This window comes from Elusimicrobiota bacterium, from assembly GCA_016182905.1.
Lineage (GTDB): Bacteria > Elusimicrobiota > Elusimicrobia > UBA1565 > UBA9628 > GWA2-66-18.
In genome coordinates, this window is sequence record JACPFR010000036.1 from 1 (window position 1) to 20,559 (window position 20,559).

Genomic DNA, 20,559 nt, shown 5'->3' on the forward strand with positions numbered 1-20,559 from the left:
CCGCCAGCCGGGGCCGGCCGCCGCGGCGCCACGGCGCGGCGGCGGCGGCGCCGGCGCCGAGGGCGAGCAGCGGGTACAGCGCCAGCACGTAGCGCACGCCGAGTTGGCGCCGCGCGGACATCGCGGACACGAGGATGACGGCCCCGGCGGCCAGGATCAGGCGGCGGCGCTCCTCGCGGCCCGTCCACAAGCGCCCGTCCGCCAGGCCCCAGGCCCCGAGCAGCAGCAGGGGCAAGGTCGTCTTGACGAGAAGGATCGCCGGGAAATACAGCGGATGGCCTTGCGGGTAGCCTTTCCCGAACAGGTAGGTCGGAGCGGGGGAGGCCATCTGCGCGGTCCGGAACGCGAGCATGTCGAAGAGGCCGCCGACCCCCGTCGGGGCGTAGCAGAGGACGGCGACGGCGGCGAACGCGGAGCACGCGATCAGCACGGACTTCAGCCGCGCGCGTCCCGCGTACAGGAATATCAACGGGAGGATCAGGCCCGTGGCCTTCGAGCCCAGGGCCAGCCCGCCGACGGCGCCGGCCGCGGCGGGGGAGACCTCCCACAGCGCCAGCGAGGCGATGAACAGGGCGGTGAAGCCCCCGTCGGTCGTCGCGAGCGAGGAGTGCGCGAGCAGGTTCGGGTCGAACGCGGCGAAGGCGAGGGCGAAGAGGCCGCCCCACAGGCGAAGGACGACGAGCAGCACGGCGAAGAGCAGGAGACCGGCGGCGCGGCCCCAGAACAGCAGGGTCTCCGGCGGGACGCGGTTGTGGAAAAGGAACAGCTGGCCGAAGACGTGCGGCTCGACCGGCCCGGCGACGAGTCCCGGAGGCGGCGACGGCGCGCCGGCCCCCGCCGCGGCGAGCGCGGCGCCGCGCAGGTAGGAGAGGACCGGCGGGTACTCGCGCGCGGCGGCCTTCGGCCCGCCGTGGAGGTAGGCCCAGGCGAAGCCGAGGTACGGGGGCTCGTCGTACGTGACCCCCGTCGTCCGCGCGAGGAGAAGCCCGAGCGCGAGGGAGGCCGTGACGAGAGCGGCGAAGACGAGCGATCCGCGCATGGGTCGCTTTTAAGGATATATAATCGGGGCGTGCGCGCGCTCCTGCTCTCCGGCCGAACCGTCATCGTGACGCGCCCGCGCGCGAGATCAAGCGGCTCCGCCGCGGCGTTAGCCGCGAAAGGCGCTCGCGTGGTGTTCGCGCCCCTGATCAGGACCGTTCCTCCGAGATCTTGGAAGGCGCTCGACCGCGCGATCCTCGACCTCCGCCGTTACGACGCCGTCGCCTTCACCAGCGCGAACGCCGTTGATTTTTTCTTCCTGCGCTGCCGAAAACTCCTCGCCGAGAAAAAGCCGGTCTCTCCTCGAGTACTCGCCGCCGTCGGCCGTTCGACGGCGAAAGCCGTTGCTGCAAACGGTTGGGCTTGTACCATGGTGCCTGAAGACGCGCGCTCCGCCGGCCTAGCTCGGATCCTGCGCGTCCCGCGCGGCTCGCGCGTTCTGATCCCGAGGGCCGAGCGCGGCTTGGACACCCTCCCGCGAAGTCTTCGTAAAGCCGGCGCCCGCGTCACCGTCGTCCCCGCATACCGGACCGTTCCCGATCCCGACGGCATGCGCCGGCTGCGCCGCGCCCTCGCGCTCGGCGCCGACGCCGTCACCTTCGCCTCTCCCTCGGCCGCCGTCCTCGCCGTCCCCGACCTGAAGCTCTCCCTGGCCGCGGCCGTCGCCATCGGCCCGACCACCGCCGCGGCTTTGCGCGCGAAAGGCGTCGTTCCCGCCGCGGTCGCGAAGCGGCCCGATCCCGAGTCGCTCGCGCGGGCCGTCGTCGAAGGCCTGAAGGGGCGCCCGTGACCCGCGCCTCGCTCCTCAAGTCGGCGTTGCTCGCGGCGGGAAAGGTCCTGACCAGGCACTTCGGCAAGGTCGGGTATAAGCAGAAGCGGCGAGCCGACCTGCTCACCATCGCGGACCTGGAAAGCCAGAAGACGGTCCTCGACGCGATCAGAAAGCGCTTCCCCGGGGACGATTACAAAGCCGAGGAGAACGAGGAAAGGATCACGGGAGCGGAATATCTCTGGATCATCGATCCGCTCGACGGGACGACGAATTACGCGCATGGGTATCCGGTGGCGTGCACGTCGATCGGGGTGTTGAAGAACGGAACGCCTCGGCTCGGAGGGGTTTACGATCCGTTCAGGAAGGAGCTTTTCCTCGCCCAACGGGATAAAGGCGCGTTTTTGAACGGCAAAAGATTGAGGACATCGATGACGCCCCTTATGAAGGACTCCTTACTGATCACGGGCTTCGCGTATGACCGCGCGGAGCGGGCCGATTATTATTTGGCTCGGTTCAAAGCCTTCATGAAGAATAGTCACGATGTTCGCCGGTCCGGCTCCGCCGCGTTGGACATGGCCTGGATCGCGGCCGGACGTGCTGATGGATTTTGGGAGTTCGAATTGAACCCTTGGGACGTCGCGGCGGGTCTGCTTCTTATCGAGGAGGCCGGCGGGAAGGTGACGGATTTCAACGGAAATGTTTGGAAAGACTGGCGCTCGATGGGAAAGCGCACTCTGGCGAGCAACGGCAAGATCCATACATCGATGCTGTCGACCCTCAGGAGGGTCCCTTGAACGATATCCTCATCATGGCCGGAGCGCGCACCCCTTTCGCCGCGTGGAGCTTCGGGGCGACGGGGAGGGGGACTCCCGGGGGAGCCTTAAAAGAGCTCGATCCTCAGGATCTTGCCGCCGCGGCCCTCAAAGGGGCGCTATCGGCCGCGAGCTTATCACCTCGTGATCTTCAATTCATCGCCTTCGGCAATATGTATCAAGCGGGACCTTACGGGTGCTACGGAGCCAGATATGTAGGCCACCGCGCGGGCTGCCCTTCCGAGACCACCGGCGTCGCCGTGAATCTCGCGTGCGGCACCGGACTTCTCGCGCTCACCACCGCGGCGAGCGCCATCTCACGGGGCGAAGCCTCCAGCGCGGCCGCCGTCGGCGCGGACGCGCCGAGCCGCCTGCGGCGGGACATCTTCGTGCCGTCGTTCACCGACATATCCTGCGGAAAACATATCGCCAAGACCGCCGAGGAGCGGGCGGGCGAGGCGGGCCTGGCGCGCGCGGCGATGGACGCGTGGGCGTGGAAGTCGCACGCGCGGGCGCGCGCGGCCGTCAAGCTGCGCGCCGCGGAGATCGTCCCCGTCGCCGGCCTGGCCGGCGACGACGCGGTGCTCGAGGACGCCTCGCCGGACCGCTTCGCGACCGCCAAGCTGCTGTTCAGCGACGGGACCGCGACGATGACGCACGCGAACGTGCACGGCGTCGTGGACGGGGGCGCCGCGCTGATCCTCGCCTCGGCGAAGACCGCCAAGGGCCGCGCCCTCGGCCGGCTCGTGTCCTCGGCCTTGGTCGGCGTCCCGCCGGAGCGCATGGCCTACGCCGCCGTGCCCGCGGTCCGAAAGGCCCTCGAGCAGGCCCGCTGGCGCGCCTCCGAGGTCGACGTCTGGGAGATCAACGAGACCTTCGCCGCCCAGGTCCTGCTCGATCAAGCCGAGCTCGGCATCGACGCCGAGCGCATCAACCCCAACGGCGGCGCGATCGCGCTCGGCCATCCCTTCGGCGCGACCGGCGTGCGCCTCGTCCACACCTTGCTCCTCGAGCTGCGCCGCCGCTCCCGGCGCCGCGGCGTCGCCGCCATCAGCGTCGGCGGCGGCCTCGGCATCGCCGTCTGCGTCGAAGCCCTCTAGCCGTTCGCGGGAACGGTCGCCGGCCGCGTGCCGAGGCGCGTGAGCCACACCGCGCCGAGCCCGAGCGTCATCCCGCAGCACAAGGTCAGGAACAGCGCGAGGCCGAGGATGCCGCCGACGACCGGCAGCAGCCCTCCCGCGATCGAGATCGCCGCGGTCGCGGCGCCGGCGCAGCCGACGGCCTTGATCGTGGACGGGACGGGCTTCTCGAGGTTCAGGCAGGCGCGACGGGCCATCAGGAGGAAGAACGCGCCCGTGCCCATGACCACCGCCGCCGTGAGCGCGGCGTAGGCCACGGGGATGAACGGGATCCCGATCACCGAGACGGCCAGCGCGAGCGTCCCGGGCACGATCGCCATCTCGACGAGCAGGCCGATGCCGAGGGCGCGCCAGAAATCCGCCGAAGCGGCCGCGGCGATCGTCTCCACCTGCTTCGGGAAGAACAAGGTCGCGAGGAACGGGAGCAGGCACAGCCCGAGGAGGAAGCCGGAGATCAGGGCCTTGCGGGGCGCGGGGCCGTGCTTGGCGCCGCGGTCGGCGCGCATCGCCGCCAGGGCGACGCCCGGCACCATCGCGCCGATCATCGGCGAGCTGAAGTTGTGGAGCTCGCCCTTGATCGTCGCGCCGGGCTCCTGCTTCAGCCGGCCGCCGAAGATCGAGACCTCTCCCTCGATGGTCCCCGAGGAGCGCACGGTCAGGTCGCCGCCGAACAAGGACACGTCGCCGCCGGCGGCGCCCGCGAAGTCCACGGGGCCGCCGAAGGAAGACACGTCGCCCCCGACCTTCCCCGTCAGGCGCACCGGCCCGCCGAAGGAGGCCGCCTCGCCGCGGCACTCGCCCTCGATGACGAGCGGGCCGCCGAAGGCCGCGCAGTCGCCGGTGACGACGCCCTGCACGGTGACCGCGCCTTCCGCAGCGACGTCGCCGTCGAAGGTCCGGCCTTTCTCCACGGTGTAGTCGCCCTTGCGGACCTTGTCGTCGCCGAGCTGGAGCTTGATCGCCCGGGCGGGGACGGTCACGGCGAGGAGGACGGCGGCGAGCAGAAGTCGGTCGTTCATGATTTGGCTCCGATGAGGCGGGTCTTTCGGTTGTGCGGCAGGGAGATCGTGAGGAACAGCGCGACGGCCAGCAGCGCCGCGGCCGACAGCTCGGCGCCGGCGCGCGGCGCGGGCAGGACGCGGAGCGCCAGGCGGCCGGCGAGCTCGAGCATGGCGGCGCCTTCGGCGAAGGCCGCCGCCAGGCGCGGGATCGAGAGGGACAGGCGCATCGCTCCGGCGGCGAGCGCCAGCGACGACGCCGCCCAGGCCGCGGCGAGCGGCCACGCGGGCATGGACTCCGCGGCCCTCGCCCGCTTGAGGGAGGCGAGCACGACCGTGCTGAACGCGGCGCTCGGGCGCAGCTGGGGCAGCGAGGCGAGCGCCGCGTTCAGAGATCGGGAGCGGGCCAGGACCCGCGCGCAGGCGGCGCAGCCGGACAGATGCCCCGCGAGGGCGGCGTCCGGCCGTCCTCCGTCGAGGCTGTCGCTGATCCGGCGTCGGGCGTTCTCGCAGTCCATGGCTCTACCTCTCATTACGGACGGGGCGCCCCGCGGGTTTCATCTTTTTCGAAGGCTTCCCATTTCCGGCGCATCAGCTCGCGGGCCCGGAACAGGCGGATCTTCACGGTCCCTTCGGGAACGCCCAAAGCGGCGGAGACCTCTTCCACGCTCAGGCCCTCCCCGTGGCGCAGCAGCAGGGCTTCTTGATAGAGCGGCGGCAGCGCCGAGACCAGGCGCTCGACCAGGGCGCCGTCCAGGGCCGCTTCCGCCAGCCGCTCGGGCCCGTCCGACTCGTCGGCCGGGTCGATCGGGTGCTCGTCGTGGTCGAGCGAGAGGTCGGTCTTCTTGGCGCGGAGGAAGTCGAGCGCGGCGTGGTGGGCGACGGCGAACAGCCAGGAGTGGAACGGCCGGGATAAGTCGAAGGTCTCCAGGGAACGGAAGGCTTTGAGGAAAACGACCTGGGCGAGATCCTCGGCGTCGTGCGCGTCGCCGGTCAGTCGATGGAGAAAGGAGTAGACGCGGTCCTGATGCCGGCCGAGCAAGGCGGCATAGCCGCCGTCATCGCCGGAGAGGCAGCGGCGGACGAGATCGGCGTCGGTGTCGAGGGGTTCGCTCACGGCATCCAATATTACGTAAAGGCGGAGCGGGAGGTTTCGTTTTCAGGCGGCCGTCTCCGGAAACGGCCGCCGGACGCCGCTCAGAAGCGGAAGGCGATGGTGATGCGGTTGACGGTGCCGAGGTCGCCGAAGGGGACCCAGGCGTAGTCGAGGCGCAGCGCCGAGAAGTCGAAGCCGGCGCCGGCGGAGAAGCCGGTGAGGCCGTCCACGTCGCGCGTGCGGTTCTGGTCGTAGCCGCCGCGGACGGCGATGACCCAGGGCTTCGTCGAGCCCATCCGGGAGGCCGGCAGGCGCCCCTCGAAGCCGAGGGAGGCGTAAGGGTCCTGGTCGACGGGGATGTTGACGTCGAGGCCGGCGTCGAGGGTCGGAGCGACCCGCCACAGGCCGCCGGCGCGGATGCGGGCGGGGAGAGGGTCGGACGAGCCGCCGAGCTTGAGAGGGGGGCCGATGTTCTGGATCGAGAAGCCCACGTCAAGCGGACCGTCGCCGATCTCGGCGACCTGCTTGGCGAGCAGCCCGAAGTCCACGGCGGCGGTCGTCCCGCTGCGGTCGTCGATCGCCGAGCGGATGATCTTCAGCCCGCCCGCGAGCGAGAGCGGCCCGATGAGGCGGCGCGCGTACCAGGCGCCGAGGGCCAGGTCGGTCGGCGTGAACTTGCCGGTCGCGTCGCCGATGGAGTTGTAAGCCGTCTGCGCGCCCTGCGACGCGTACAGGAGGCCCGCCGCGAAGGCGCCGTCGCGGCCGAGGGGACGCGCGTAGGCGACGGAGCCGGAGTAGGCGGATTCGAGCAGGGCGTCGTAGCCCAAGGCCACCTCGCTCGGGGCCTCGGCCGCGACGCGCGACAGCGTCGCCGGATTGAGGAACACGGCCTCGGCGCCGGCGCCGGCGGCGGCGGACACGCCGCCCATGGCCGAGGCGCGGGCGCCACCCGGCGATCGCAGGAAGGCGGCGCTCGTGGTCCCGCTGGCGCGCGAGGAGAACGCTCCGCCGGGGAAGAGGCCGGCGCGGACGGGAATCGCGGTTATGAAAAAAATAACCGCGAAAGCGGTTATACGGGCCAGACCGGCCCCCGCCGAGGCTTTTCGACGGGCGGAGCCTCTTCCTTGGACGGCTCGGCCGCGGCCGGGGCCTCGGGCTCCGTCCGCGCGGGCGGCGGCGCGACCAGCGCGCCGAGCTCCATGCGGATCGTCTCGTCGGGAGACGGCCCGGCCTTGACCTCCGGAACGGGAGCGGCCGCCGGCTCCTCGGCCGGGGGAGGAGGCAGGACCTCGATGGACGGCTCGGCCGCGGGCTTCGGGGCCTCGACGACGACCTGCGCCGCCGGCGCCGGCGCCTCGACGACGATCTCGGCCGCGGGCTCGGGAGCCTTCTCGGCCTTGCGCGCCTTCCGGGCGGGCTTCGACGCTTCCTCCGTCTCGGCCGCCGGCGCGGGCGCCGCGGCCTTCAGCCCTTCGACAGCGCGGGTCAGCTCGCCGAGGCGCTCGATCAGGGCCTCGTCGCGGGTGGACACCGAGGACAGCTCGTCGTCGACGCGCTTGGACAGCGCGCGCAGGTCCTTATGAAGGTCGGCCAGCTCGACCTTGATGTTCTGGAGATAGACGACGGCGGGGCTGATGCCCCCGGTCGTGTTCGCGGGATCCTTCCGCCGCTCCGGGCCCGTGAACTCGGGACTCGCCTTGGGAGCGGCCTCCGCCTTCACCTCGGGCTTTTCCGTGTGAGAAGCGACCTTGGGGGACGCGGCCTCCTCGGGGATGTACACCGGACGGATGGCCGCGGGGGCGGAGACCTCTTTTTCGGCGCCTTGCTCGCCCTCGGTGGCGTCGGCCGCTTCGGAGGCGACGCGGTACTGGCCGAGGAGGAAGAAGAAGAGGATCCCGCTGATCAGGAGCCCCGCCGACGAGATATAGAACCAGCCGTCCGCCCATAGTCCCATCATATGTAACAGAATGGTATCCGTATGGGGGGAGCAAGTCAATCGGACTTTTAGCGGCGCCGCGATCGGGACAAGTCGGGGTGCGAAGAAGTATAATACTTAGATGACCACGGGCCGGCCGCCGTACCGCCTCGCGTTTTGTCCGCGCCGCGAGGCCGAGAGGACCCTGTCCGAGCCCGCCGAACTGCGCGCGCGCTTCGGCGCCAAGGAGCTCGTCGAGCTCGAGACCCTTCCGGAGCGGCGCAAGCTCGACCGCGTGGCGGGCCGCCTCGCCGCCAAGCGCGCGCTCGCCGCTCACTTCCTCGACGAATACGGCTGGGAGGCGGACCCGGCCGAGCTCCGGGTCTCCAACGACGAGGCGGGACGCCCGCGCCTGACTTTGCCGAAGGGCGCCCCGGCCCCCGCGCCGTCCTTCTCGATCTCGCATTGCGCGCAGGGCGGCGCCGCCGCGGTCGCCGCGCCGGGCCGCTTCGTCGGCGTGGACATCGAGACGATCGTGCCGCGGCCGGCGGACGTGATCGCATTCGTCGCGTCGCCCGGCGAACTCGCGGCGGGGCCCGACGACCCGGAGGCGCAGGCGCGCCTCTGGACCGGCAAGGAAGCGGCGCTGAAGCTGCTGGGCCTCGGGCTCGACGCGGACGCGCGCGCGGTCCGGCCCGAAGCGGACGGCGTGACCTTGACGGGCGCGCCGGCGAAGGCCTGGGCCGACCTGGGCTCGCCGCGCGTGCGGCTGGACTACGACGGCGTCGAGGGCGCGCGCATCGCCGTCGCCTACACGGGAGATTGATCATGATGGAAAAGGAAGCGGTGAAGAATCCGGAAAAGGCGAAGGCCGCTCCCCGGCCCGCCGCCGCGAGCGTCGTCAGGCTCCGGGCGGCCGTCGAGAAGGCCTCCGCCGGCGGCGGCCCTCAGCGCCTCGAGGCGCAGAAGGCCCGCGGCAAGTTCACCGCCCGCGAGCGCATCCATTACCTGCTCGACGAGGGCACCTTCCAGGAGCTCGACCTGCTCGTCTCCACGCGGGCGACGGATTTCGGCCTCAAGGACAAGGACATCCCCGGCGATGGGGTGATAACGGGCTTCGGCCAGATAAACGGCCGCGAGGTCTGCGTCTACGCGCAGGACTTCACCGTGCTCGGCGGCTCCCTGGGCCTGGCGCACGCCAAGAAGATCGTGAAGGTCATGGACCTCGCGTACGAGAACCGCGTGCCGGTCGTCGGCCTGCTGGACTCGGGCGGGGCGCGCATCCAGGAGGGCGTGGACAGCCTCGACGGCTACGCCGAGATATTCCAGCGCAACGTGAAGTGCTCCGGCGTGATCCCGCAGATCTCCGTGATCCTCGGGCCCTGCGCCGGCGGCGCCGTCTACTCGCCCGCGCTGACCGACTACATCTTCATGGTCGAGGGCATCTCGCAGATGTTCGTGACCGGGCCGGACGTCGTGAAGGCCGCGACGGGGGAGGAGGTCACCTTCGACGGCCTCGGCGGCGCGGACGCCCACAGCGCGAAGTCGGGCGTCTGCCACTTCGTGGCGAAGTCCGAGCCCGACTGCTTCCGCCAGGTGCGGGAACTGCTGAGCTATCTGCCGCAGAACCGCTGGGAGAAGCCTCCTCGAGTCGCGAATCCCGATCCGATCCGGAGATCGGTCCCGCTTCTCGAAAAAATGTGCGACCTGGACCCGCGCAAGTCCTATCGGGTCCACCACATCGTCTGGCAGATCGCCGACGAGCACAAGTTCTTCGAGGTGCAGGCCGGCTACGCCAAGAACATGGTCACCGGCTTCTGCCGCATGGGCGGAGAGGTCGTCGGCGTGATCGCCAACAACCCGGCGCACGTCGCCGGCGCGCTCGACATCAACGCGTCCGACAAGGCCGCGCGCTTCATCCGCTTCCTCAACTGCTTCAACATCCCGGTGCTGACCTTGGTCGACGTGCCGGGCTACTGGCCGGGCGTCACCCAGGAGCACGGCGGCATCATCCGCCACGGCGCGAAGATCCTGTTCGCCTACGCCGAGGCCACGGTCCCGAAGATCACGGTCATCCTCCGCAAGGCGTACGGCGGCGCCTACATCGCGATGAGCTCCAAGCACATGAAGGGGGACTTCAACTTCGCCCTGCCCTGCGCCGAGATCGCGGTCATGGGTCCCGCGGGGGCCATCGAGATCCTCTACTCGCGCGAGATCGCGGCCTGCAAGACCGACGCGGACAAGGCCGCGCTGAGAGCTACGCTCTCAGCACAATATGCGGCCAAGTTCGCCTCCCCTTATCAGACGGCCTCGACCGGCTCCATCGACGAGGTCATCGAGCCCTCCTTGATGCGCTACAAGATCGTGCGCGCCCTGCGCTTCCTCAAGGACAAGCGCGTGCCCGGCACCCACGAGAACCGCGGCAACATCCCCCTGTAGGGAGGAGGGTGTCAGGCATTCCGCTTTTTTCACTTTCGCGGCCGCGAAAGTGAAAAAAGCGGAATGCCTGACACCAAGTCGTGACATTTCGGCGAATTCTGCTATACTTCCGGCGATGATCAAGGCGCAGATTCTCGTCGTCGAGGACCAGGCCGCCACGGCGGACCTCATTCTCGAGGTGCTCAAGGGCGAGGGCTACGAGGCCCAGACCGTCGACACCTTGGCGAAGGCCCGCGCGCGCCTCAAGAAGCAGCCGCCGGAGCTCCTGCTCCTGGACCGCAACCTTCCCGACGGGGACGGCGTCGACCTCCTCGCCGAGATCCGGGGTGACGACAAGCTCTCGAATCTACCCGTGATAATCCTGACCGCGAAGAAGGACGTCGCGGACAAGATCGCCGGCCTGCGCGTCGGCGCCGACGACTACGTCGCCAAGCCCTTCAACACCGAGGAGCTCGTGGCGCGCGTCGCGACGATCCTGCGCCGCGCCGGCAAGGTCGAGGAGCCGACCACGGTGGAGGCGGGGGGCGTCAAGCTCGACCGAGCCTCCCGCAAGGTCCACATCGGCGAGAAGGAGGTCGCGCTCTCCGCCAAGGAGTTCGACCTGCTCTGGTTCCTCGTCTACCGCAAGAACCGCGTGCTGACCCGCGACTTCCTGCTCCAGCACGTCTGGGGGTACGACTCGGGCATCGACCTGACGACGAAGGTCATCGACGTGACCCTCTCCCACCTGCGCAACAAGATCGGCCCCGTCGCCGACAAGATCGTCGCCGTCCGCGGCTTCGGCTACCGCTTCGACGCTTAAGGCGCCGATCCCCATGGCCGACATCACGACCGAAGTCGCCCGCCGCCGCACGTTCGCGATCATCTCGCACCCCGACGCGGGCAAGACGACGCTGACCGAAAAGCTCCTGCTTTACGGCGGCGCGCTCCAGCTCGCCGGCTCGGTCACCGCGCGCAAGAACCAGAGCTCCTCGGCCTCCGACTGGATGGAGCTCGAGCGCAAGCGCGGCATCTCGGTCAGCTCCACCGTGCTCCAGTTCGACTACGAGGGGCACCGCATCAACCTCCTCGACACGCCCGGCCACAAGGACTTCTCCGAGGACACGTACCGCGTGCTCACCGCCGTCGACGCCGCCGTCATGGTCATCGACGCCGGCAAGGGCATCGAGCCCCAGACGCTCAAGCTCTTCGAGGTCTGCCGCCTGCGCGGCATCCCCATCCTGACGTTCATGAACAAGCTCGACCGCGAGACCAAGGACCTCCTCGAGCTGCTCGACGAGCTCGAGAACCAGCTCCAGCTGCACCCCTACCCCGTGAACTGGCCGATGGGCGTCGGCCAGCGCTTCAAGGGCGTCTACGACCGGACCACGAAGCGGGCGCACATGTTCGAGCGTACGGTTCGCGGCGCCTACAAGGCGCCGGTGCAGGTCGCGGGCATCGACGACCCCGCCGTGAAGGACGCGCTCGACGCGGACTCCTACCACCATTTCGTCGAGCAGGTGCATCTGCTCGAGGCCGCGGGAGCCGGCTTCGACGCCGCCGACGCGCTGAAGGGGGGCACGACGCCCGTCTACTTCGGCTCGGCCGTGAACAACTTCGGCGTGCAGCTGCTGCTCGAGGCCCTGCTCCAGCACGCCCCCGCGCCCGCCGCGCGCGCCTCGACGGCCGGCCTCATCCAGCCCGCGCGCGACTCCTTCTCCGGCTTCGTGTTCAAGATCCAAGGCAACATGGATCCCAAGCACCGCGACCGCATCGCCTTCGTCCGCGTGGTGTCGGGGAAGTTCACGCGCGACCTGACCGTGACCCACTCCCGCACCGGCAAGTCGTTCCGTCTGGCCAACGCCCATAAGATCTTCGGCCGCGACCGCGAGATCATCGAAGAGGCGTACGCGGGGGACGTGATCGGCCTGGTCGGCTACTCGGATTTCGGCATCGGCGACACCCTCAGCGAGGACCCGAAAGTGGTCTATGACGAGATCCCCCGCTTCGCGCCCGAGTGCTTCGCCCGCATCAGCAACCCCAACCCCTCGAAGTACAAGCCGTTCGCGAAGGGCCTCGAGCAGCTCCTGCGCGAGGGCGTCGTGCGCGCGCTCGTCCCGCGCGACATGGGCGACGCGAAGACCACCCTGCTCGCCGCGGTCGGGCCGCTGCAGTTCGAGGTCGCTCAGTTCCGCCTTCAGTCGGAATACGGCGTCGAGTCGCGCCTCGAGCCGATGGCCTGGACCCTCGCCCGCTGGATCGGGCCGAACACTAAGCCCGGCGCCGTCGAAGCGGTGGCCCTGCCCATGCAGTCCGCGCGCGTCAAGGACGAGGACGGCAACGAGATGATCCTGTTCCCGACGCCCTGGTCCCTGCAGTACCTCTCGGAGAAGCACCCCGAGATCGAGCTTCTCCGCCTCCCGCCCGCCAAGACGCGCTAGGTGCCACGCGCTAGGTGCCAGGCCTCCCATTATCCCATTACTCGGAGTAATGGGATAATGGGAGGCCTGGCACCGGTTCATTTATCCGGGATCGCGGCCTCGAACTTCAGCCGGTCGCCGATCTTGAGCTTCCGGCGCGACGCCTCGCCGGAGGCGAGCTCGAGGACGAACTGGCCCCGGCCGCCGGCGGTGACGATCTTCTCGTCCGGCGTGTCGACCGTGGACTCGCGGAGCTTCTCGTGGATCTCGGTGATCCGCTTGTCCGGGCCGAGCCAGAGGATATCGAGCGGCACGAGGGTGTTCTTCATCCAGAAGTTCAGGTACATGTCCTGGGGGAACACGAACATCATCCCGTAGGCGCGCGGCATCCTCGTCACGCACATGAGCCCGATCTCGCGCGTCATCGGGGTGTCGACGAGATCGATCTTTATTTTTTTTCCATCCGGAAAGACGAGGGCGGTCTTTTTGGACGCCGGCACGGTCTGGGGCACGCACTTCCCGGCGGCGGCTTCGCCGCCGGCGAACGCGGCGGGCGACAGCGCGAGGAGGAGCATCAGGGCTTTCATTTTGTTTTCTCCGGCTGCGATTTGACGAACTGAGAGATCTTGCGGGCCTCGTCGGCCCAGCCCTTCGTGCCCCAGGGCCCGAGGCGGCCCCAGATCAACCGGGCCATGTCGTGAAAGAATACGCCCCGCGCGGGGCCGTCGCCGTACACCCCCGTGACCGCCGCTTTCATCCGGCGGCCGAACTCGCCGGGGCCGGCCTCGTCCTTCTGGTGCAGGCCCCAATCGAAGATGTTCCCCGGAAGGAGCTGAACGTCGGAAGTCTTCACGTACTCGTTCCAGCTCTTCATCATCGCGGCGTACTGGGCCTTGTCCGCCTCGTAGAACATGAGCGCGTCGATGTCCACGCCCGCGTCGTTCATCATGACCGGGTCCTGGCCGTGATGCCAGCCCTTCTCCCAGGTCAAGGTGAACGCCCAGAGAGGCTTGTCGCCGAGCCGGGCCTTGATCTCGCGCACGATCAGCGCGACGCGCCGCGCGCGCCACCACTCCCAGGCCTCGACGAAGCCCATGTCGCGGCGCATGATCTTCTTGCGCGCGAGCCAGGTCATGCGCTCGTCGCGCGTCAGCGCGCGCCATTCCCGGGGGACGGCCACGCCGGGCATCTCGGCGACGAAGTCGTCGACGAGCTCGTAGCCGCCGAGCGCGTTGCGGATGTAGTCCAGGCCCACCCAGTCGACGTTCGGGTCGTCGGCGAACGGCTTCAGGAACGCGGCGACGTCCGACAGGCGCTTGCCGTCGCGGATCGAGATCGCGCGGGTGACGACGGGCGCGCCGTCCTTGATCTCCAGCCCATACTCGTATCCGGGGAGGGGGGCCTTCGACATCGTCAGCGAGAACATCGCGTACACCCCGAACTGCAGGCCGCGCCTCCTGCACTCCTTGGCGACCTCGGGGATCAGCTTCAAGTTGTCGGTCGCCCAGATCTCGTCCTTGCCTCGCCCCGGCGTCTGGCCGCCGAGCATCCAGAACGCGTCGGCGCCGAGGTGCTGCGCCCAGTCGAGCAGGCCGCGCCAATCGGTCGTCGTCCCGTCCGGCCCCCTGATCCGCATCGAGGCGAGCGGCATCGCGCTCTCGAGCGTGGCCGCGACGAAGCCCTTGGGCATCGGCTTCGGCGTCCGCCGCGAGACCCGGAAGGAGGCGACCTGCACGCGCGCCGCCAGGTCCGGCCGGCCGACGAGCGCCGGACGGTAGGCGCCGGACGGGGCGTTCCACGGCACGGGCCACTTCGCGGTCCAGCGGCCCGGCGCGATCCGGACGGCCCGCATCTCGCGGATGCCCGCGATCGTCGTCACGGTCTCGGTGCCGCGCATGACGACGAAGCGCGGCGGCGCCGCGGCGAAGGACTCGTCCAGGGACCGGTCGCCGGACAGCAAGGTCAGTTCGACGATGTCGAAGTGGAGATGGTCGGCCTTCGACGCCGCGAGCGTGAGCTCCCGGCTCTTGCCGCGCACGGTCCAGAGGCCGAACACGGCGGCGTACAGCCCCGCGACGGCGAGGAGGAGGGCGAGGCCCCGGCCCACGGTGTTTCGAAGGCGCATGAAGACGAGATTCTACTTGAATCACCGTCGTTTCCGGTAAATTTTGATATACTGCGAACCTCGACAACCGTTCGATTCAGGAGGGCGCGAAATGGTGACCGGACTGGTGCTGGTGCGTTTGATGGCGGGCAAAGAGAAGGTCGCGCTTTCCCGTATTAAGGAAATCAAGGGCGTTTCGCACGTCACCGCCGTGTTCGGCCGCTGGGACCTCGTGCTCGACATCGAGACCGAGGACGTCGGCACCCTCTCGAACGTCGTCGTGCGCGACATCCGCGCGACCCCCGGCGTGCTCTCCACCGAGAGCCTCGTCACCACCTCCATCTAAGTGATCCTTCGGTGAGCGAGCCCGTCCTCTCCGTCCGCGGCCTGCGGACGCACTTCATCACGCGCGAGCGGACCGTCAAGGCGGTGGACGGCGTCACCTACCAGCTCCATCCCGGCAAGACCCTCGCCGTCGTCGGCGAATCCGGGTCGGGCAAGAGCGTCCACGCGCTCAGCATCCTCCGCCTTCTCCCGGAACCGCCCGCGAAGGTGGTCGGCGGCGAGATCCTGTTCCAAGGCCGGGACCTGCTGAAGATGGGCGCCGAGGAGATGCGCGCGATCCGCGGCAACCGCATCGCGATGATCTTCCAGGAGCCGATGACGAGCCTCAACCCCGTCATCCGGGTCGGCGAGCAGATCGCCGAGGCCGTCGTCCTGCATCAGGGCGTCTCGCAGGAGAAGGCCTGGGCCAAGGCCGTCGACCTCCTCAAGAAGGTCGGCATACCGCATCCCGAGGAGCGGGTCAACGACTACCCGCACCAGTTCTCCGGCGGCATGCGCCAGCGCGCGATGATCGCCATCGCCCTGTCCTGCGAGCCCGACGTCCTCATCGCCGACGAGCCGACGACCGCCCTCGACGTCACCATCCAGGCCCAGATCCTCGAGCTGATGAAGGACCTCCAGCGCGAGTACCACATGGCCATCATCCTGATCACGCACAACATCGGCGTCGTCGCGGAGATGGCCGACGACGTCGTGGTCATGTACGCCGGCCGCCCGGTCGAGCATGCGCCTATCGGCGAATTATTCAATACCCCGAAGCATCCCTACACCAAGGGCCTGCTCGGCTCCGTGCCCTCGATCTACGTGCGCAAGGAGCGCCTCGAGGCGATCGCGGGCCAGCCGCCGGACCTCAGCGGCGGCTTCGTCGGCTGCCCGTTCGCGCCGCGCTGCCCGAGCGTGATGGAGCGCTGCAAGACGGACGACCCGCCCCAGTTCCACCTGGCGGGCGAGCGCATGTCCAACTGCTGGCTGATCGAGGGGGAGTCCACGGAGAAGTCCCACCGCCACGAGTCGACGGGGGCGGCCAAGTGAGCCCGGCGCCCCTCCTGCGGGTCAAAGGCCTCAAGAAGCACTTCGACGTCCGCAAGGGCTTCTTCGGAGAGAAGACGACGGTCAAGGCCGTCGACGGCGTCTCCTTCGACGTGATGCCGCAGGAGAGCTTCGCCGTCGTCGGCGAGACCGGCTGCGGCAAGACCACGCTCGGCAAGCTCGTGCTCGCGCTCGAGAAGTCCACCGAGGGCTCGGTGCTCTTCGACGGCGCCGACGTCTCCAAGATGAACGCCGCCGAGCTCAAGACGATGCGCCGCCAGATGCAGGTCATCTTCCAGGATCCCTACTCCAGCCTCAACCCGCGCATGACCGTCGAGGACATCATCACGGAACCGTGGGTCATCCATGACATGCACAAGGATCCCGCGGAAAGGGCCCAAAAGCTTGCGAAGCTGCTCGACGACTGCGGGATCGCCAAGTCCTATCTTCCCCGGCATCCTCACGAGTTCTCCGGCGGTCAAAGACAAAGAGTCGGCATCGCCCGTGCTTTGGCGTTGGACCCGAAGCTCGTCGTGGCCGACGAGCCCGTCTCCGCCCTCGACGTCTCGATCCAAGCCCAGATTTTGAATCTCTTGAAGGATCTTCAGAAAGAGCGCAAACTGGCGTATCTGTTCATCTCCCACGACTTCTCCGTCGTCCGGCATCTCTGCACCCGCATCGCCGTCATGTATCTCGGCCGGGTCGTCGAGATGGCCGACTCCGAGACGCTGTTCAACGACCCCCAGCACCCCTACACCGAGGCCCTTCTGTCCGCCGTGCCGGTCCCCGATCCGTCCATCGAGAAGCGGCGCAAACGGATATTGCTCACCGGCGACGTGCCCTCGCCGCTGAAGCCGCCGTCCGGCTGCCGCTTCCATCCGCGGTGCCGCTACATGAAGGAGACCTGCCGCGTCAACGATCAGCCGCTCATCGTGGCCAAGCCCGGACACGAAACCGCCTGCGAGGTCCTCCCGTTCAAGGACAAGCGCAGCGAAGCCGCGCTCGTCGCCCTCTAATGGAGATGACCCCTCATGACCACGCACGCTAAAGAAGCGCACAAGCCCTACGTTTCCGACAAGACCGAGATGGCGGAGTACACGTGGTCGGCGGTCATCGTCGGCGCGCTTCTCGGCATCGTCTTCGGCGCCTCCTCTCTTTATCTCGTGCTCAAGGTCGGCATGACGGTGTCCGCGTCCATCCCGATCGCGGTCCTCTCCATCACGCTCTTCCGCCTCTTCTCCAAGCTCACCGGCGCCCGCCAGACGACCATCCTCGAGAACAACATGGTGCAGACCGTCGGCTCCGCCGGCGAGTCCATCGCCTTCGGCGTCGGCGTCACGATGCCCGCGCTGATGATCCTGGGCTACGAGATGGACGCGGCGCGCGTGCTCATCGTGTCCTCGCTCGGCGGCCTGCTCGGCGTGCTGATGATGATCCCGCTGCGACGCGCCTTCATCGTCAAGCAGCACGGCGTCCTGCCCTACCCCGAGGGCACGGCCTGCGCGGACGTCCTCATCGTCGGCGAGAAGGGCGGCTCCAGCGCCAAGACCGTGTTCACCGGCTTCGGCATCGCGTCCGTGTACAAGGTCCTCATGAGTGGCCTCAAGCTCTGGAACGACACGCCCGAGCGCATGCTCAACTTCTTCAAGGGCGCCGCGATCAGCGGCGAGGTGGCCCCCGAGCTCGTCGGCGTCGGCTACATCATCGGCACCAAGATCTCCTGCGTCATGGTCGCCGGCGGCGTGCTGGCCTCCTGGGTGCTCATCCCGGCCATCAAGCTGTTCGGCGACGGCCTCACGGCCCCGCTGTTCCCGGCCACGAAGCTCATCCACGACATGTCCCCGGCCGAGATCTGGAAGTCCTACATCCTCTACATCGGCGCGGGCGCGGTCGCGACCGGCGGCATCATCTCCTTGTTCCAGGCCCTGCCCACGATCTACTCCTCGCTCAAGTCCGGCATCGCCGACATCCTCGCGGGCGGCACGGCGAAGGCCGCCGGCCCGAAGCTGCGCACCGACGAGGACATGCCCAACTCCGTCGTCGTCGTCGGCAGCCTGTTCCTCGTGCTCGCGATCGCGGCGGCCCCGGGACTCGGCCTCGGCTTCGGCGTGAAGGGCATCATCGGCGCCATGCTGATCGTGCTGTTCGGCTTCCTGTTCGTGACCGTGTCCTCGCGCCTGACCGGCGAGATCGGCTCGTCCTCCAACCCGATCTCGGGCATGACGGTGGCGACCTTGCTGCTGACCTGCCTGATCTTCGTCCTTCTGAATCATTTCGACCCGAACGGCGGCTGGGTGGGCAAGGGCGCGCGCCTGACCGCGCTCTCCATCGCGGCCATCGTCTGCATCGCGGCCTCCAACGGCGGCACCACCTCGCAGGACCTCAAGACCGGCTACCTCGTCGGCGCCACGCCGCGCTACCAGCAGCTCGGCCTGCTCGTCGGCGCGCTGAGCTCGGCGCTCGTCATCGGCCTGACGCTCCTGCTCCTCAACAACGCGAGCACGACCTACGCCAAGCGGGACTTCCCAGCCATCACGGCCCCCGTCGCCGACCTGACGGTCACCGAGGGCCTGCAGGGCTCCGACTCCGCCATCGACGCCGCGACCTACAAGGTCTGGCACGTGGGCGAGGGAGAAGTGGCGGATCTGCCGCAAGGCAAATACCTCGTCGACGAGGCGGGCAAGATCAAGTACCTCGTGGACCCCGGCATCAACGGCGTGGAGACCACGCGCCTCGACGGCACCAAGGTCCTCAAGTACAACGCGCCCAAGGCGCGCCTGATGTCCTTGATCATCGACGGCATCCTGACCAGCAAGCTCCCGTGGGGGCTGGTCCTGCTCGGCGTGGGCATCGCCTTGGTCCTCGAGCTGTGCCAGGTGCCGTCCCTGCCGTTCGCGGTCGGCGTGTACCTGCCGCTGTCGTCCTCGACGCCGATCTTCGTCGGCGGCCTGATGCGCTGGATCGCGGACAAGTGGACCAAGAAGACCGAGGCCGAGTCGGACATGAGCCCGGGCGTCCTGTTCTCCTCCGGCTACATCGCGGGCGGCGCCATCGCCGGCATCATCGTGGCCATCCTGACGATGAGCCCGAAGGTCTCCGCGCACCTGGACATGAGCGAGCGCTTCGCCGGCGTCGCCGGCAGCGACCTGACCTCGGTCCTGGCCTTCGGCGTGCTGACGGTCCTGCTCCTGCTGGTGGGCGGGGAGAAGTGGCTCTCGGACAAGAAGAAGAGGGCTTAGACCGGACGCCGACTATTGCGCGAGGTCGGGAAACAGCGCCGCGGCCATATCCACGGTGATATTGAGCCGCAGCGCCCCGTAGGCCGTCTCGCTGCGGACGGCCCGCGCGTCGAGCAGTTCTTTGATGATGATGGACGCCCGCCGCGTCTTCACCGCGCAGATCGCGGCCACCTCGCCGCGAGGCACCTCGCCCTGCGTCAACAGCCGCGCCAGGACCTTGGCGCCGGATCTGGAGACGAGTTTTTCGCCCAAGAGGCCGTCGACGTAGCGTCGGTAGCGCCGCTCGAGCTCCGTCAGCGTGAGCGCCGAATCCATGTATCGGATCTGCTCCAGGCAGGCCCGCAGGAAGAAATCACAGAAATCGGCCAAGGCCTCTTCAGAGAGAGGCCCGCGTCCGTCCAGCGAGTTCCGGGGGGGAAGGTCCGCGTTCGCGAGATGCCCGTCGTAGTCGGCCCGGTTCCGCGCGAAGGCCCGCGTGACGCTCCAAAGCCGCCCTTCGCCCACGCCGATGCGCGCGGCGTAGGCGCTCGTGAAGAGCCGCACGACCCTTCCATTCCCGTCCGAGAAAGGATGTATCCACAGGAAGCGGTGATGAGAGGCGGCCATGCCGAGGAGCCTGCGCGTCCCGGCAAGCGCCTCGGGGCTGAGGAACTCCTCGAACTTGGCCAGAAAGCCCCGGATCTCCGCCCGCCTCTCGGGGGCGTCGTGCCGGCCCACGCTGATGCCCCGGTCGCGCAGTTCGCCCGGCACGACCGGGACGAGGTCTCCGCCCTCGGTCTTGGCGAACCGCATCGCCTCGGGAAGCTCGAGATAGAACCGCTCATGAAGCCAGCACAGGAACGCCTCGGAACAGACCCGAAGCCCGGGCTCGAGGCGCAGACGCTCGAACATCGCCTCTTGAACGCGGAGGTGGGCCAAGTGCTCCAGCTGATAATTGCGGGCCAGGGGGTCCTTCGATAGTTTTTTGTTGAGCGCCGCCTCGATGTCTTTGAGCCTGGACGGGTTGCCCTCCATGGCGTTCGTGTAGTAGCTGTTGATCTTCGCCATGAAACGCGCGATCTCTTCGAGGATGAGGGGGTGGAAGCCGCGTCCGAGCGCGGCGGCGGAGGAGGCGACGTCCAGCGCCAGTTGCTCGAGCGTCGGCGTTGATTTGGACGGGAGGACCGGGAACATGGGTCCAGTGTAGCCTGATTAGTGCTAGTTGTCAATGCCTGATTTAATTTAAATAAATTGT

Annotated in this window: 19 protein-coding genes and 1 pseudogene; 11 read left to right on the forward strand and 9 right to left on the reverse strand. The window is 68.6% G+C overall.

Annotated elements, in window-relative coordinates; genetic code table 11:
• On the reverse strand, nt 1-1,039 hold a 1,039-nt coding region (locus tag HYV14_11905), incomplete at its 3' end, for a hypothetical protein (GenBank protein MBI2386704.1).
• A 30-nt stretch (nt 1,040-1,069) separates the two neighbouring features.
• On the opposite strand from HYV14_11905, the gene HYV14_11910 reads away from it, so the two are divergent.
• From HYV14_11910 to HYV14_11920, 3 genes are read left to right on the forward strand one after another with little or no spacing between them, the layout of a single operon-like run.
• Complete coding sequence (locus tag HYV14_11910; protein MBI2386705.1) at nt 1,070-1,828, forward strand: uroporphyrinogen-III synthase; 759 nt, start codon at nt 1,070-1,072, stop codon at nt 1,826-1,828.
• Entirely contained in the window at nt 1,825-2,604 is a 780-nt protein-coding gene (locus HYV14_11915) for an inositol monophosphatase (protein MBI2386706.1), read from the forward strand. The genes HYV14_11910 and HYV14_11915 overlap by 4 nt, the downstream gene beginning before the upstream one ends.
• On the forward strand, nt 2,601-3,722 hold the full coding sequence (locus HYV14_11920) for a thiolase family protein (protein MBI2386707.1): 1,122 nt from the start codon (nt 2,601-2,603) through the stop codon (nt 3,720-3,722). Before HYV14_11915 ends, HYV14_11920 begins: the two co-directional genes overlap by 4 nt.
• Here the strand turns inward: HYV14_11920 and HYV14_11925 are convergent.
• From HYV14_11925 to HYV14_11945, 5 genes and pseudogenes are all read right to left on the reverse strand, one after another.
• Complete coding sequence (locus tag HYV14_11925) at nt 3,719-4,780, reverse strand: polymer-forming cytoskeletal protein (GenBank protein MBI2386708.1); 1,062 nt, start codon at nt 4,778-4,780, stop codon at nt 3,719-3,721. The genes HYV14_11920 and HYV14_11925 overlap by 4 nt on opposite strands.
• Nucleotides 4,777-5,277, reverse strand: coding sequence for a hypothetical protein (locus HYV14_11930; protein MBI2386709.1), 501 nt, complete (start codon nt 5,275-5,277; stop codon nt 4,777-4,779). Before HYV14_11930 ends, HYV14_11925 begins: the two co-directional genes overlap by 4 nt.
• A 14-nt stretch (nt 5,278-5,291) precedes the next feature.
• The gene (locus HYV14_11935; GenBank protein MBI2386710.1) at nt 5,292-5,876 is read right to left on the reverse strand and encodes an RNA polymerase sigma factor; all 585 of its coding nucleotides are present in this window, start codon (nt 5,874-5,876) and stop codon (nt 5,292-5,294) included.
• A 368-nt stretch (nt 5,877-6,244) separates the two neighbouring features.
• Nucleotides 6,245-6,937, reverse strand: a pseudogene (locus HYV14_11940) (PorV/PorQ family protein).
• Nucleotides 6,925-7,812 carry a hypothetical protein gene (locus tag HYV14_11945; GenBank protein ID MBI2386711.1) on the reverse strand — a complete coding sequence of 296 codons (888 nt, stop codon included), beginning with the start codon at nt 7,810-7,812 and terminating at the stop codon, nt 6,925-6,927. Before HYV14_11945 ends, HYV14_11940 begins: the two are co-directional and overlap by 13 nt.
• A 100-nt stretch (nt 7,813-7,912) precedes the next feature.
• On the opposite strand from HYV14_11945, the gene HYV14_11950 reads away from it, so the two are divergent.
• The 4 genes from HYV14_11950 (at nt 7,913) to HYV14_11965 (ending at nt 12,629) form a co-directional block, all read left to right on the forward strand.
• Nucleotides 7,913-8,596, forward strand: coding sequence for a 4'-phosphopantetheinyl transferase superfamily protein (locus HYV14_11950; GenBank protein MBI2386712.1), 684 nt, complete (start codon nt 7,913-7,915; stop codon nt 8,594-8,596).
• Between the two features lie 5 nt (nt 8,597-8,601).
• Nucleotides 8,602-10,209 (forward strand): acyl-CoA carboxylase subunit beta, encoded by a 1,608-nt coding sequence (locus tag HYV14_11955; GenBank protein ID MBI2386713.1) that lies wholly within the window; start codon nt 8,602-8,604, stop codon nt 10,207-10,209.
• Between the two features lie 115 nt (nt 10,210-10,324).
• Nucleotides 10,325-11,011 (forward strand): response regulator transcription factor, encoded by a 687-nt coding sequence (locus HYV14_11960; protein ID MBI2386714.1) that lies wholly within the window; start codon nt 10,325-10,327, stop codon nt 11,009-11,011.
• 13 nt (nt 11,012-11,024) lie between these two features.
• On the forward strand, nt 11,025-12,629 hold the full coding sequence (locus HYV14_11965) for a peptide chain release factor 3 (GenBank protein MBI2386715.1): 1,605 nt from the start codon (nt 11,025-11,027) through the stop codon (nt 12,627-12,629).
• Between the two features lie 77 nt (nt 12,630-12,706).
• Here HYV14_11965 and HYV14_11970 read toward each other — a convergent pair whose 3' ends face one another.
• Together HYV14_11970 and HYV14_11975 are read right to left on the reverse strand one after the other, a co-directional pair.
• Nucleotides 12,707-13,195, reverse strand: a complete 489-nt coding sequence (locus HYV14_11970) for a DUF192 domain-containing protein (GenBank protein MBI2386716.1) — start codon at nt 13,193-13,195, stop codon at nt 12,707-12,709.
• Nucleotides 13,192-14,733, reverse strand: a complete 1,542-nt coding sequence (locus tag HYV14_11975) for a hypothetical protein (protein MBI2386717.1) — start codon at nt 14,731-14,733, stop codon at nt 13,192-13,194. Before HYV14_11975 ends, HYV14_11970 begins: the two co-directional genes overlap by 4 nt.
• A 91-nt stretch (nt 14,734-14,824) precedes the next feature.
• On the opposite strand from HYV14_11975, the gene HYV14_11980 reads away from it, so the two are divergent.
• From HYV14_11980 to HYV14_11995, 4 genes are read left to right on the forward strand one after another with little or no spacing between them, the layout of a single operon-like run.
• The gene (locus HYV14_11980) at nt 14,825-15,058 is read left to right on the forward strand and encodes an Lrp/AsnC ligand binding domain-containing protein (GenBank protein ID MBI2386718.1); all 234 of its coding nucleotides are present in this window, start codon (nt 14,825-14,827) and stop codon (nt 15,056-15,058) included.
• Between the two features lie 11 nt (nt 15,059-15,069).
• Nucleotides 15,070-16,089: an ABC transporter ATP-binding protein gene (locus HYV14_11985; protein ID MBI2386719.1), complete on the forward strand. Its 1,020-nt coding sequence runs from the start codon at nt 15,070-15,072 to the stop codon at nt 16,087-16,089.
• Complete coding sequence (locus HYV14_11990; protein MBI2386720.1) at nt 16,020-17,102, forward strand: dipeptide ABC transporter ATP-binding protein; 1,083 nt, start codon at nt 16,020-16,022, stop codon at nt 17,100-17,102. The genes HYV14_11985 and HYV14_11990 overlap by 70 nt, the downstream gene beginning before the upstream one ends.
• A 15-nt stretch (nt 17,103-17,117) precedes the next feature.
• The gene (locus tag HYV14_11995) at nt 17,118-19,325 is read left to right on the forward strand and encodes an oligopeptide transporter, OPT family (GenBank protein ID MBI2386721.1); all 2,208 of its coding nucleotides are present in this window, start codon (nt 17,118-17,120) and stop codon (nt 19,323-19,325) included.
• A 12-nt stretch (nt 19,326-19,337) separates the two neighbouring features.
• Here the strand turns inward: HYV14_11995 and HYV14_12000 are convergent, their stop codons facing one another.
• A complete protein-coding gene (locus HYV14_12000; GenBank protein MBI2386722.1) occupies nt 19,338-20,498 on the reverse strand; it encodes a Fic family protein in 1,161 nt (386 codons plus the stop codon).
• Nucleotides 20,499-20,559 lie beyond the last annotated feature (61 nt).